Annotated in this window: 13 protein-coding genes; 1 reads left to right on the top strand and 12 read right to left on the bottom strand. The window is 60.2% G+C overall.

Annotation, left to right across the window (positions count from 1 at the left end):
• Positions 1-358 precede the first annotated feature (358 nt).
• Both recJ and AC3A5O_RS16565 read right to left on the bottom strand, forming a co-directional pair.
• Positions 359-2,068, bottom strand: coding sequence for a single-stranded-DNA-specific exonuclease RecJ (gene recJ / locus AC3A5O_RS16570; protein ID WP_122568768.1), 1,710 nt, complete (start codon positions 2,066-2,068; stop codon positions 359-361).
• A 172-nt stretch (positions 2,069-2,240) separates the two neighbouring features.
• Entirely contained in the window at positions 2,241-2,783 is a 543-nt protein-coding gene (locus tag AC3A5O_RS16565) for a YaeQ family protein (protein ID WP_122568769.1), read from the bottom strand.
• 147 nt (positions 2,784-2,930) lie between these two features.
• Between AC3A5O_RS16565 and AC3A5O_RS16560 the strand changes: the two genes are divergently transcribed.
• A complete protein-coding gene (locus AC3A5O_RS16560; protein ID WP_305482774.1) occupies positions 2,931-4,130 on the top strand; it encodes a CaiB/BaiF CoA transferase family protein in 1,200 nt (399 codons plus the stop codon).
• 784 nt (positions 4,131-4,914) lie between these two features.
• On the opposite strand, the gene AC3A5O_RS16555 is transcribed toward AC3A5O_RS16560, so the two are convergent.
• From AC3A5O_RS16555 to rpsP, 10 genes are all read right to left on the bottom strand, one after another.
• Positions 4,915-5,202 carry a DUF3509 domain-containing protein gene (locus AC3A5O_RS16555; RefSeq protein ID WP_122568772.1) on the bottom strand — a complete coding sequence of 96 codons (288 nt, stop codon included), beginning with the start codon at positions 5,200-5,202 and terminating at the stop codon, positions 4,915-4,917.
• A gap of 162 nt (positions 5,203-5,364) precedes the next feature.
• A complete protein-coding gene (locus AC3A5O_RS16550) occupies positions 5,365-6,753 on the bottom strand; it encodes a transporter substrate-binding domain-containing protein (protein WP_305491756.1) in 1,389 nt (462 codons plus the stop codon).
• A gap of 120 nt (positions 6,754-6,873) precedes the next feature.
• Complete coding sequence (thrC, locus tag AC3A5O_RS16545; RefSeq protein WP_122568901.1) at positions 6,874-8,283, bottom strand: threonine synthase; 1,410 nt, start codon at positions 8,281-8,283, stop codon at positions 6,874-6,876.
• 104 nt (positions 8,284-8,387) lie between these two features.
• Positions 8,388-9,692 (bottom strand): homoserine dehydrogenase, encoded by a 1,305-nt coding sequence (locus tag AC3A5O_RS16540; RefSeq protein WP_122568774.1) that lies wholly within the window; start codon positions 9,690-9,692, stop codon positions 8,388-8,390.
• A gap of 133 nt (positions 9,693-9,825) precedes the next feature.
• Positions 9,826-10,557 (bottom strand): DsbC family protein, encoded by a 732-nt coding sequence (locus AC3A5O_RS16535; RefSeq protein WP_122568775.1) that lies wholly within the window; start codon positions 10,555-10,557, stop codon positions 9,826-9,828.
• Positions 10,558-10,819: 262 nt separating this feature from the next.
• Entirely contained in the window at positions 10,820-11,716 is an 897-nt protein-coding gene (gene xerD / locus AC3A5O_RS16530; protein WP_092202311.1) for a site-specific tyrosine recombinase XerD, read from the bottom strand.
• Between the two features lie 133 nt (positions 11,717-11,849).
• The gene (rplS, locus tag AC3A5O_RS16525; protein ID WP_003175895.1) at positions 11,850-12,200 is read right to left on the bottom strand and encodes a 50S ribosomal protein L19; all 351 of its coding nucleotides are present in this window, start codon (positions 12,198-12,200) and stop codon (positions 11,850-11,852) included.
• A 45-nt stretch (positions 12,201-12,245) separates the two neighbouring features.
• Complete coding sequence (gene trmD / locus AC3A5O_RS16520) at positions 12,246-13,019, bottom strand: tRNA (guanosine(37)-N1)-methyltransferase TrmD (protein ID WP_205929660.1); 774 nt, start codon at positions 13,017-13,019, stop codon at positions 12,246-12,248.
• Entirely contained in the window at positions 13,001-13,537 is a 537-nt protein-coding gene (rimM, locus tag AC3A5O_RS16515) for a ribosome maturation factor RimM (RefSeq protein WP_058544503.1), read from the bottom strand. Before rimM ends, trmD begins: the two co-directional genes overlap by 19 nt.
• Before the next feature lie 5 nt (positions 13,538-13,542).
• The gene (gene rpsP, locus AC3A5O_RS16510; RefSeq protein WP_003198088.1) at positions 13,543-13,794 is read right to left on the bottom strand and encodes a 30S ribosomal protein S16; all 252 of its coding nucleotides are present in this window, start codon (positions 13,792-13,794) and stop codon (positions 13,543-13,545) included.
• Positions 13,795-13,935: the final 141 nt, after the last annotated feature.

Below are 13,935 nucleotides of genomic sequence, written 5' to 3'. Positions count from 1 at the left end.
TTCTGTTTGAACAGTCGACGAGTGACAAAAGGTGCAACACCCGCCCCCGCGGGCAAAAAATTCGACAAGACGTCACAAGGGCTATCAAGCAGTGCTTAGAGCCTAGTCGACAACCCGGAAGGATGGAGGGTTCAGAACTTAAAAACCGACGGTGTGATGAGAGGGCTTGCTCCTGCTTGGGCCGGTCACTGTGTGGCGAGGGGATTTATCCCCGCTGGGCTGCGCAGCAGCCCCTAAATATTCCTGCACCGCATTTCCTCAGCCAAACGGCGCTGGCCGGTTCCACGACTGCTTCGCAGCCGAGCGGGGATAAATCCCCTCGCCACAAGTGCTATCACCTGATAGATAACACTTGTGTCTACCGCGGCTCGATATGGGCAATCATCAACTGCACCGTTTCCTGGCCGCGGAACTCGTTGAGGTCGAGCTTGTAGGCCAGCTCCACCCAGCGCACGGTAGGGTTGGGCCAGATCTCGCGGTCGATGCCAAAGGCGATACCATCGAGCTTCACCGAGCCGCACTCGCTCTTGAGGATGACCTTCAGGTGCCGTTCGCCCACCACGCGTTGTTCGACCAACTGGAACACGCCATGGAACATCGGCTCCGGGAAATGCTGGCCCCAGGGACCGGCATGGCGCAGCGCCCGGGCCAGCTCCAGGTGGAATTCCTCCACCGCCAAGGTGCCGTCCGACAACAGTCGGCCGGTCAGGTCTTCTTCGCGCAATTGCCGACGCACTTCCGCGTCGAACGCTTCGGCGAACAACGGAAAATTCGCCTCCGGCAGCGTCAGCCCCGCCGCCATGGCGTGACCGCCGTACTTGCTGATCAGAGTCGGATGCTGCGCCGCCACCACGCTCAGCGCATCGCGAATGTGAAAGCCCGGTACCGAACGACCCGAACCCTTGAGCAAGCCGTCCCCGGCATCGGCAAAGGCAATGGTCGGGCGGAAATAACGCTCTTTCATCCGCGAGGCGAGGATGCCGATCACCCCTTGGTGCCACTGAGGATCGAACAGGCACAAACCGAATGGCATCGACTCCACCGGCAGGTCCTTGAGCTGGGCCAGGGCTTCACGCTGCATGCCCTGCTCAATGGACTTGCGGTCCTGGTTCATGCCGTCCAGTTGCGCCGCCATCTCCCGCGCCAGGGCCGGGTCGTCGGTGAGCAGGCATTCGATGCCCAGGCTCATGTCGTCCAGGCGCCCGGCCGCATTCAGACGCGGCCCGAGGATAAATCCGAGATCGGTGGAGGTAATCCGTGCAGCGTCGCGCTTGGCCACTTCCAGGATCGCCTTGATGCCGGGCCGGGCGCGTCCGGCGCGAATCCGTTCCAGGCCCTGGTGCACCAGGATCCGGTTATTCGCGTCCAGGGGCACCACGTCGGCCACGCTGCCCAGGGCCACCAGGTCGAGCAATTCACCGATGTTCGGCTGGGGTGTGCTCGCGTACCAGCCCAGGCTGCGCAGACGCGCCCGCAGGGCCATCAGCACATAGAAAATCACCCCGACACCGGCCAGGGCCTTGCTCGGGAATTCGCAGCCCGGCTGGTTCGGATTGACGATGGCATCGGCCGCCGGCAATTCGAGGCCAGGCAAGTGGTGGTCGGTGACCAGCACCTGGAGCCCCGCCGCTTTCGCCGCCGCCACGCCTTCCACGCTGGAGATGCCGTTATCCACGGTGATCAGCAACTGCGGTTCGCGGGTCAAGGCAACTTCGACGATTTCCGGGGTCAGTCCGTAGCCATATTCGAAGCGATTAGGCACCAGGTAATCGACATGGGCCGCACCGAGCAGGCGCAAGCCCAGCATGCCCACGGTGCTGGCGGTCGCGCCATCGGCATCGAAGTCCCCCACGATCAGGATGCGCTGGCGCTGCTCCAACGCCGTCACCAGCAGATCCACCGCGGCGTCGATCCCCTTGAGCTGCTGAAAGGGAATCAAGCGCGCCAGGCTCTTGTCCAGCTCAGCCTCGGACTGCACGCCGCGTGCTGCGTACAGGCGGGTCAACAGGGGCGGCAGGTCACCGAGGAATGGCAGGGTGTCGGGCAGTTGGCGGGGTTCTATGCGCATGGGGTGACGAAATTTTCTCTGGAAATCATGAAGGTTGTGGCAAGGAACGCTTGGGTGGGAGCGAGCTTGCTCGCGAATGCGGCGGCACATTCAACATCAATGCAGACTGATCTGCCGTCTTCGCGAGCAAGCTCGCTCCCACAATGAGTTCACTCAATACCGGGTCAATGGCTCAACCACGCTCGCCCAGCAACCATTGCAGCTGGACTTCATGCTGACCACGGTCGTCGGTCACGAAAATCGTGCCCTCGCTGATCATCACATCCCACTTGATCACCCGGGGCATGTCCTTGGCCAGGGTTTCGAGTACTTCCTGGGGCACGGCGGCGATGTTGACGTTCTTCAGGTTCTTGACCGCCGGGATCACCTTGCCTTCCCACACCCGCAGGCTGCCATAGGCCAGCAGGCTGGTGCGCTCGGTCCGGCGCGAGCACCAGGTCAGGCGATCAGCATCCGGCTGGCCGACTTCGATCCAGTGCAGCACACGGTCATCCAGGCTCTTTTCCCACAGCGCAGGCTCATCGACGTCTGACAGACCACGACCAAACGCCAGCAGCTCGTTGTACCAGAACGCGTACGCCAGCAGGCGCACGGTCATGCGCTCTTCGGTTTCCGAAGGGTGGCGGGCGATGGTCTGCTTCACATTCTCGTACACATTGCGGTCGAGGTCGGTGAGGTTCAGTTCAAACTTGTAGGTCGTGGACGGCTGGGCCATGAACGGGCTTCTTGATACGAGGAAAGGCGGCAAGTCTAACCGATGACGCGGGCAATCCACGAATTGCCGACCATCAACCTGCGGCGACCGGCCTTGGCCTATGATAAAACGCTCTATTCGTTCTGCCTTTGTCCTACAGGATCCGTCATGTCGCTTACTGCCAAACCCCTTGCCGGCGTCAAAGTCATCGAACTTGGCACCTTGATTGCCGGGCCCTTCGCCTCGCGCATCTGCGGCGAATTCGGTGCCGAAGTCATCAAGGTCGAATCGCCCGATGGCGGTGATCCGCTGCGCAAGTGGCGCAAGCTGTACGAAGGCACCTCGCTGTGGTGGTTCGTCCAGGCACGCAACAAGAAGTCCCTGACCTTGAATCTCAAGCACCCTGAAGGCCTGGCGATCCTGAAAAAACTGCTCGGCGAAGCCGACATCCTGATCGAGAACTTTCGCCCCGGCGTATTGGAAAAGCTCGGCCTGGGCTGGGATGTGCTGCATGCACTGAACCCGAAACTGGTGATGGTGCGGCTTTCGGGCTTCGGCCAGACCGGGCCGATGAAAGACCAACCGGGGTTTGGCGCGGTGGGCGAATCCATGGGCGGCCTGCGCTACATCACCGGCTTCGACGACCGCCCGCCAGTGCGCACCGGGATCTCCATCGGCGACTCCATCGCCGCCCTCTGGGGGGTGATTGGCGGATTGATGGCCCTGCGTCACCGCGAGATCAACGGCGGCACTGGACAAGTGGTGGACGTGGCCTTGTACGAGGCGATTTTCGCCATGATGGAAAGCATGGTGCCGGAGTTCGATGTGTTCGGGTTCATCCGCGAGCGTACCGGCAATATCATGCCCGGCATCACCCCCTCGTCCATCCACACCAGCGCCGATGGCAAGCACGTGCAGATTGGCGCCAACGGCGATGCGATTTTCAAGCGCTTCATGCAGATCATCGGCCGTGACGACCTGGCCAATGACCCGCAACTGGCCAGCAATGATGGCCGTGACAGCCGGCGCGATGAGCTCTACGGCGTGATCGATCGCTGGGTCAACGCGCTGCCGCTCGATAGCGTTATCGACCAACTGAACCAGGCCGGCGTGCCGGCCAGTCGGATCTTCAGCGCCGAAGATATGTTCAGCGACCCGCAGTTCCTCGCCCGAGAGATGTTCCTGCAGGCCAAGCTGCCGGACGGCAAGTCGTTCAAGATGCCGGGGATCGTACCGAAACTTTCCGACACCCCAGGCACCTGCGAATGGGTCGGCCCGGCGCTGGGTGAACACAACGCCCAAGTGCTCGGCGAGCTGGGCTACGATGCACAGCAGATCGCCAGACTGCGCAGCGACGGCGCCATTTGACGCACCGCAGGGGGCAGTCACTGAAAATCAAACTGTGGGAGCGAGCTTGCTCGCGATAGCGTCGGTTCAGCCGGCTTGATGTTGACTGGCACACCGCAATCGCGAGCAAGCTCGCTCCCACAATTGGATCGGGGTACATTCGCAAGAGATAGGCCGGCTACTAGGCCGCCTTCGCGAGCGAGCTCGCTCCCACAGGGGAAACGCGGTCCCCATCAAGAGCCAGGTCGGCTGTTAGGCCGCCTCGGGGTGGACGTTGATCTCGGGCGCCCCGTTAACCACGATGGCCGAACGCAGGCATTGTGGAGTGGGCATCCCGGCATGGATGCCGGGATAGCCGCGCTGGGCCATGGATGGCCCTTCGCGGCGGGCCCACGGAGCAATGCCTGCGTTCGGGCATGCCGAGCCTAAGCGAGGCACCGAGTGGTGGGGCAAAAGCGCTTTGGTTACTTTCGCGCTTTTCGAAAGTGACCCGCCGTCAGGGCGGAACCCTAAGTGGCCGTTACCGCAGCAATGGATATGTACTCAATGACCAACATCCAGGCCAGCTGCAAGTCCGCCATCGCGAGCAAGCTCGCTCCCACAAAGATTTCAGCGCCTGACAGAACACACCAAAAGCTTAAACGCTGGGCAAAAAGAAACCCCGAGAAGTGGGGAGACGACTCGGGGTTAAACGTAACCAATCAAGGTTAGTACAACAAGCGACAAGCACCGGAGCACAATGCTCGCTCTTGCTGGTAAAGGCTCTGACTCATCAGGACGTAGGAAGGTTCCCACAAAAGCCCAGTCAATTCGCCGCGACCATGACCTTGTCGCGCGCCAGATTGCGCAACGCCGCAATCACACAGGGCTCCAGGCGCCCCTCGGCAATCAGCACATCGCGATGCAGGCCATCGACAACGTCGGTCAACTGACGCTTGTCAGTCAATTGGGCCTGGTTGAACACTCGCTCGACCATGATGACCCCGCTGGCATTCTTCAACGTCACCCGGCATTCGCCCTTGGCGCCGGTGGGAGTCAGCGAGACCTGATACGGGCTCAAGGCTTCATTCAGCAATAGGCTGATACTTTCCATTCGCTCACCCTTCAATAGTCCGAAACAACTGCATGTTCACAGTAAATGACCGTGGGCCGCAGCAGAAAGTTCGTCAGCGCACCGAACCGGCATGCCCCAACCTGTTCAACCGAGCATGCGCGTCCAATATGACAGGCAAACAACAGCGTTCCCCGTGAGCTGTTAAGGGATGACGGCCGGCTCAGCCAGGCCCCTGTCGCAACGACGCCACCGCCGTCCGACATCGGTCCAGCCCCCCAGAATGCCACGCAGCTGTCCATCAGCCCCATAGAACGGCACCGTCCAATGATAGATTTCCCGCAACCCGCCGCTGAACATCAATTGCCGGTCGACGAATCGAGACTGGCCGGTGCGCAACTGCTCCATCACTTCCCCATGCAGCAGCTCGGCGGTGGCCGGCGGGAATGACGCCGAGTCGGTAAGCCGCGTGCCCCGCAGTTTTTCGAAGCGGGTTGCGAACTGGTCTTCATAACTTTTGTTGCACATGATCAGGCGCCCTTCCAGGTCACAGATGAAAATCGGGTCGGGAATGGCATCCACCAAGGCCCGCTGGAGCATCAACTGGTCCTTGAGGACCGCTTCGGCCCTGAGGCGTTGGTCGATCTGTGTCTGCAGACGGCGGTTCCACAACAGGGACAAGAGGCCAAAGACCACGACCACGGTGACACACCAGTAGCCCCAGCCGGACATCCGCTCCCAGATCGATGGCGTCTGGACGGGGGTCGTACCGGCCATCCATTTCGACCGCAGCGCACGCATGTCCTCGGCCGGGAAGGCTTCCAGGGCTTTATTCAAGATACTCAGCAACGCGGTCAAGTCCTGGCGCACCGCCAGGTAGTCCGGTTCCCACTTGCCCTCAAGACCGCTGCCTACCTGCAACTGCCCGGCTGGATAGAGGTGCACCCCGGTTTCATTTTCGATGGTGGCGTAGGCCTCCCGGCTTTCTACCAGCGCCCGCGCCTCACCATAGGTCTTGGTCGTGCGCAATTTGATCGCCGGGTACTCGCGCCTGATTTCCGCTTCCAAGGCATGCCGTGCTGGCAATGCCAAAACCTTCCCTTCGAGCTGCTCCAGCGAATGGAGGGGCGATTCCCCGTCACGGCCGACGAACACCCAGCCGAAACCACCGAATGCATGGCTGAAACTGAGGAAATCCCGACGTTCTTCATTCATCGCCAGCAGGGTCGTCATGTCTGCCTCACCATTCTCCAGCATCGTCAGCAACTCGCCGGGGGAGAACGACTCCCGATGCACGAACTCAAGGCCAGTCATGTGCGCGATGCGCTGGAGAACGTCGTGGTTCAACCCGCTCCACTGCCCCAGCTCATTCTTGAACAGGTACAGCGGAAACTGGATCGTGGCCACGATGACCCGGGGGTTCTCCTTGATCCACTTCAATTCCTGCGCGTCCAACACCAACCGTTCGCCAGGGTTGGGCGGTGGCGTTTCGAAAGTCGTCAACGGCGCCGCGTTGCCTCCCTGCGTCCAGTACATCAGGGCCAGGCCCATTACCCAGCCCAGGGCTGGTTTGCCTTTGATAAAAAACGACATCTGCATTTCCTTCGAGATGACTCGCCCATCCCTCCAAGGGCGAAAACCCGGCCAGTTTGGCATGCAGAAACAAGAAAGCCCGTCAGGAGACGGGCTTCAAAATGTGACAGGTTTACCCGGTCAGAGTGGCTTGCCGCGATTGCCATGCTGACTGACAAAGGCCTGCACGGCTTTCAAGTCGTTGGCCAACACGGTGCAACGCTCATCTCGCTCAAACAAATCAGAAAGATGCGCAGGCAATTCGAGCGCTTTTCCTACACCTGCTTTCTCCACCGCTTCCGGGAACTTGACCGGGTGCGCCGTGCCCAGGATCACCATCGGAATGTCCAGGCTGCGACGGCATTCACGGGCCGCCCTGACGCCGATAGCCGTGTGCGGATCGAGCAGTTCGCCGCTCTGCGCGAACACCTCGGCGATGGTTTCGCAGGTCTGCTCATCGTCCACGGCCAGGGAGTCGAACAGCTTGCGCGCTTCGGTCCAGCGCTCAGGCTCGACGCTGAAGCCGCCACCCTGGCGGAAGCTGTCCATCAGCCCGGCAATCGCCGCACCGTTGCGACCGTGCAGGTCGAACAGCAGGCGCTCGAAGTTCGACGACACCATGATGTCCATTGAAGGCGATAGCGTGGCGTGCAAGGTTTCCTTGACGTACTGGTTGCCGCTCATGAAGCGGTGCAGGATGTCGTTGCGGTTGGTGGCGACGATCAATTGGTTGATCGGCAGCCCCATGTTGCGCGCCAGGTAACCGGCGAAGATATCGCCGAAGTTGCCGGTCGGCACCGAGAACGACACGGAACGGGCCGGACCGCCCAATTGCAGGGCCGCGTGGAAGTAATAGACGATCTGGGCCATGATCCGCGCCCAGTTGATCGAGTTCACCGCCACCAGCCGCGTGCCCTTGAGGAAGCTCTGGTCGGCGAAGCTGGCCTTGACCATTTCCTGGCAGTCATCGAAATTGCCTTCGATGGCGATGTTGTGGATGTTATCGCCGAAAATCGTCGTCATCTGCCGACGCTGCACTTCCGAAACCCGGTTATGCGGGTGCAGGATGAAAATGTCGACGTTTTCGCAATGCTTGCAGCCTTCGATGGCCGCCGAACCGGTGTCGCCAGAGGTGGCACCGACGATCACCACGCGCTCGCCACGCTTTTGCAGCACGTAGTCCAGCAGGCGACCGAGCAGTTGCAGGGCGAAGTCCTTGAACGCCAGGGTCGGGCCGTGGAACAGCTCCATGACCCATTCGTTACCGTTGAGCTGACGCAGCGGTGCGATGGCATTGTGGGAAAAGACACCATAGGTCTCTTCGAGGATCTTTTTGAAATCGGCGTCCGGGATGCTGCCGGTGACGAACGGGCGCATGACCCGGAACGCCAGCTCGTGATACGGCAGGCCGGCCCAGGAAGCGATTTCTTCCTGGGTGAAGCGCGGCAGGTTTTCCGGCACATAGAGGCCGCCATCCGTGGCCAGGCCGGCCAGGAGGACATCTTCGAAATTCAGGGCCGGTGCCTGGCCGCGGGTGCTGATATAGCGCATTTTTTGGCAAACCTTCGGTTTGAGCTTCAAGGTCAAGCGGCAAGCGACAAGTCAAAGCGGCTCGGCTTCTATTTGCGGCTTGCAGCTTATAACTTGCCGCTAAATTAATTCAAATGTTCGACGCGGATACGGACCACCGGCCCAACGACACCCTGGAGCGCTTCCAGCGCCGCAATCGCATCGTTGATGTTCTGCTCGACCACACGGTGGGTCAGCAGGATCATCGGCACCAGGCCGTCGTGTTCCTCGACTTCCTTCTGCATGATCGACTCGATGTTTATACCGCGCTCCGAGAGGATGCTCGCCACTTGAGCCAGCACGCCCGGATGGTCCTTGGCCTGGATGCGCAGGTAGTAGGAGCTTTCGCATGCCTCGATCGGAAGAATCGGGTGCGCCGACAGCGAGTCCGGCTGGAAGGCCAGGTGCGGCACGCGGTTTTCCGGGTCCGAGGTCATGGCGCGAACCACGTCCACCAGGTCGGCCACCACCGAGGAAGCGGTCGGTTCCATGCCGGCGCCCGCGCCGTAGAACAACGTCGAGCCGGAGGCGTCGCCGTTGACCATCACTGCGTTCATCACGCCGTTGACGTTGGCGATCAGGCGGTCGGCCGGGATCAGCGTCGGATGCACACGCAGCTCGATGCCGCTGGCGGTGCTGCGCGCCACGCCCAGGTGCTTGATGCGGTAGCCCAAGGCTTCGGCGTAGTTCACGTCAGCGGTGGTCAGCTTGGTGATGCCTTCGGTGTAGGCCTTGTCGAACTGCAACGGAATGCCGAACGCAATGGATGCCAGGATCGTCAGCTTGTGCGCTGCGTCGATGCCTTCCACGTCGAACGTCGGATCAGCCTCGGCGTAACCCAGGGCCTGGGCTTCGGCGAGCACGTCTTCGAAGGTGCGACCCTTCTCGCGCATCTCGGTGAGGATGAAGTTGCCGGTGCCGTTGATGATCCCCGCGACCCAGTTGATGCGGTTGGCCGACAGGCCTTCGCGGATCGCCTTGATCACCGGGATACCACCAGCCACGGCGGCTTCGAACGCCACGATCACGCCCTTCTCGCGGGCCTTGGCGAAAATCTCATTACCGTGAACAGCGATAAGCGCCTTGTTCGCGGTGACCACATGCTTGCCATTCTCGATGGCCTTGAGTACCAACTCGCGGGCAACGGTGTAGCCGCCCACCAGCTCTATGACGATGTCGATCTCAGGGTTCGTGGCCACTTCGAACACATCGTTGGTAATCGCAATACCGGTCGTCTGGAACTGAGGCTTTGGCGTGCGCATGGCAATTTGTGCCACTTCGATCCCACGCCCGGCACGACGAGAAATTTCCTCGGCGTTGCGCTGAAGTACGTTGAAGGTGCCGCCACCGACGGTACCTAACCCACAGATGCCTACTTTGACCGGATTCACTCTTGACTCCCCATGAAACGGCCGACGCAAGGTCGGCCGTGAAATACAGCCGCGTAGCAACGCGACTCTGTTTTTAACGGCCCGACGAAAGTTTTCGCCGAGCCGTGATCTTCAAAAGCGGACCGCCCATGATCTATTTCGCGCTCAGGGCCAGTTTGGCCACTTGTGGTGCCGGCTGGTAGCCCGGAATCACTTGGCCGTCGGCCAAAACGATGGCCGGCGTGCCGTTCACGCCAATGGATTGGCCAAGGGCGAATTGCTTGGAAACCGGATTCTCGCACTGGGCGGCCTTGATTTCCTTGCCGTCGACCATCTTGTCCATGGCCGCTTTCTTGTCCTTGGAGCACCAGACCGCCTGCAACTGCTCATCGCCCGGCGAGCCCAAGCCCTGGCGCGGGAACGCTACATAGCGCACTTCGATGCCGCGCTTGTTCAGCTCGGGCACTTCGGCGTGCAGCTTGTGGCAATACGGGCAGGTGGTGTCGGTGAATACGGTGATGTGGGACTTGGTTTCGCCGATCGCCGGATAAACCACGGTTTCAGCGACCGGAATGCCGTTGATCAACTTGGAAATGCCCTGGCGCTCGGTCATCTCGGTGAGGTTGACCGGCTTGCCGTCCTTGAGCGCGAACAGGTTGCCCTGGACGATGTACTGGCCGTCGGCACTGGCGTAAAGCACGCGGCTGCCCTTGAGCTTGACTTCATACAGGCCAGCCATGGGGCTGGCCGAAATGGTGTCGATCGGCACTTCGAGCTGAAGGTTTTCCAGGCTCTTGCGGATAGCCTTGTCGGCCGCGTCGTCGGCAATGGCAAAGGTACTGGCCAACGCAATGGCGGCGGCGGTGAACATCTGGATCAAACGCATGGGGACTCCTGAGGCGAACAAATGAGACGGGAAACGCCGACCCGCAGATTCGGGTTCCAACCGCCCACTGTGCAAACCGACAAAGCCTACCACATAAGGCTGGCGTGGCCGAATGCCGGTGATACAAGGCATTGGTGAACGCTTTTCTGTGGGAGCCGGCTTGTGGGAGCAAGGCTTGCCCGCGATGGCCGCGCCGCGGTGTATCAACGGAGCCGCGTTATCGTTCATCGCGGGCAAGCCTTGCTCCCACGGGAGATTTCATTCAGCCGCGAGGATGATGCTTGGCATGCAAATCCTGCAACCGCGCCCGGGCCACATGGGTGTAGATCTGGGTGGTGGACAGGTCGCTATGGCCCAGCAGCATCTGCACCACCCGCAAGTCGGCACCGTGGTTGAGCAGGTGTGTAGCAAAGGCATGCCGCAAGGTGTGGGGCGAGAGGGATTTGTTGATGCCGGCCACCTTGGCCTGGTGCTTGATGCGATGCCAGAAGGTCTGGCGGGTCATCTGCTCGCCGCGCAGGCTGGGAAACAGCACATCGCTGGGACGCCCGCCCAGCAATTCATGACGGGCATCGCGCATATAACGCTCGACCCAGACAATCGCTTCCTCGCCCATCGGCACCAGGCGCTCCTTGCTGCCCTTGCCCATCACCCGCAGCACGCCCTGGCGCAGGTTGACTTGCTCCAGCGTCAAGCTGATCAACTCGGTGACGCGCAAGCCACAGGCATACAGGACTTCCAACATGGCCCGGTCGCGCTGACCGATGGCCTCGCTGAGATCGGGTGCCGCCAGCAGCGCTTCCACATCGGCTTCCGACAGGGACTTGGGCAGCGGACGCCCCAGTTGCGGCATTTCCACGCGCAAGGTCGGGTCCACCGCGATCAGCTTTTCCCGCAGCAAATAGCGATAAAACCCACGCAGACCGGAGAGAAAACGCGCGGTCGAGCGCGGTTTGTAGTTCTGCTCCAGGCGCCACGCCAAATGATCGAGGATCAACTCCCGGCCGGCATTGACCAGCTCCAGGTGGTTTTCCTGCAGCCAGCCATTGAACAGCGCCAGGTCGCTGCGGTAGGCATCGCGGGTGTTATCGGACAGGCCCTTCTCCAACCACAGGGCGTCGAGAAACTGGTCTATCAGCGGATGATCGATGGCTGGCATAAAGACTCTTGGAGGATGCGGGCACACACGGCATCAAAAGGGGAAATGAAGCCATGCAGGGTGCTCAAAGCGCAAATCGCAGGCAACAAAAAAGCAGCCCGCAGGCTGCTTTTTTTTGCATCGGAAGCTGGACTTAAGCCAGTTTTTCCTTGATGCGAGCTGCTTTACCCGACAGGTCACGCAGGTAGTACAGCTTGGCTTTACGTACGTCACCGCGACGCTTGACAGCCATGCTGTCGATTTGCGGGCTGTAGGTCTGGAAAGTACGCTCTACGCCGACACCGTTGGAGATTTTACGAACGGTGAATGCACTGTTCACGCCACGGTTACGCTTGGCGATAACGACGCCTTCGAACGCTTGCAGACGGGAACGGTCGCCTTCCTTCACTTTCACCTGAACGACAATGGTGTCGCCTGGGGCAAAGGTAGGGATTTCTTTGGTCATCTGCTCTGCTTCGAGTGCAAGGATGATTTTGTTAGTCATGCTGTGCTCCTAAGGCGAGTCGTCGGACTCACCATCGATACGTTGTTAACTATCGTCCCGCTCGCGGATGTATTCCTCGAGCAGCTTCTTCTCTTCTCCAGAAAGCGAGCGGCTTTCCAGAAGATCGGCGCGTCGTTCGTAGGTCCGACCAAGGGACTGCTGCAAACGCCAACGCCGGATGTGCGCGTGGTTGCCACTTAGCAACACGTCGGGAACACGCTGATCCGCATACACCTCCGGTCGGGTGTAGTGCGGGCAATCCAGCAGACCATCCGTAAAGGAATCTTCCTCAGCGGAATCTGCATGCCCTAAAGCTCCAGGCAGCAGTCGTGTAACCGCATCGATCAGGACCATCGCCGGCAGCTCGCCGCCAGACAGTACATAGTCGCCAATCGACCACTCTTCATCGACATGAGCTTCAATGAAACGCTCGTCAATGCCTTCATAACGGCCGGCAATCAGGATCAATGCATCCAAATTCGCCAGCTCGCGTACCGCCGACTGAGTCAGTTGGCGGCCTTGGGGCGACAGGTAGATCACCTTCGCACCCTCCCCGGCTGCCGTCCTGGCCTGAACCAGCGCATCTTCCAGGGGCTTGATCTTCATCACCATGCCCGGACCACCGCCAAACGGGCGATCGTCCACAGTGTGATGCCGATCCGTGGTGTAGTCCCGCGGATTCCAACAGGTGAGCTGCAGCAGCTCCTGCTTCACCGCGCGGCTGGTTATGCCGTACTCGCTGATGGCGGAAAACATCTCGGGAAACAATGTGATGACTTCAACGCGCAAATTAGCCACGTTTAGAAATCCGCATCCCATTCCACCTTCATCTCGCCTGCGGCAAGGTCGACGGCCAACACGCATTGCTCGGTATAGGGCAACAGGCGTTCGCGATCATCCAGGCTGCCGACGCAAGGCTTGACCACCATGACATCGTTCGAACCGGTCTCGAGCAGGTGATCGATTTTCCCGAGCAATTGCCCGAGGTGGTCGATGACCTTCAGACCCACCAGCTGGTACCAGTAGTACTCGCCGTCGGTCAGTTCAGGGAACAGGTTGCGCGGCACGCAGATCTCATAACCGGCCAGAAGACGAGCTTCTTCACGATCATCGAGACCCTTGAGCTTTGCGACCAGGAACTTGTCGTTCCCGCGTCCGCTGACCAGCTCCACCTGTTTCACGCTACCTTCGCGCTTGAGCGTCCAGGTTTTGTAGTCCAACAGGTTCTTGATCGGATCAGTAAAGGAATACACCTTCACTTCGCCGCGAACGCCATGTACAGAATAGATCTTGCCGACAACGATCAAATCATCAGCATCTTTTGGCGTCGCGTTCATATTGCTCAGGCCGCAGCCTTAGCCGATTCCTTCAACAACTGAGCAACACGCTCAGAAGGTTGTGCACCAACGCTCAGCCAGTAGGCTACGCGCTCTTGGTTCACGGACAGACGAACTTCCTGACCACGGGCAACAGGGTTGAAGAAACCAACCTGCTCCTTGTGGGAACCGTCACGCGGGTTGCGGCTGTCGGTTACGGTCAGGTGGTAAAACGGGCGCTTTTTGGAGCCGCCAAGGGCAAGACGGATTGTTAGCATGTGAACATCGTTCCTGTAGTCGGTGCTGCAAATCTAAATGCACAGCGGGCATAGGTGCCCGAAAGGCCGCATATTCTAAGGAATATCCGGACTTTTGCAAATGTCTTTTTCCGGCGCCTGGCGCCATGCGATCAAGATTTG

It is taken from the genome of Pseudomonas sp. Soil_N_39, from assembly GCF_057655955.1.
This window is presented reverse-complemented; position numbering and strand designations above follow the sequence as displayed.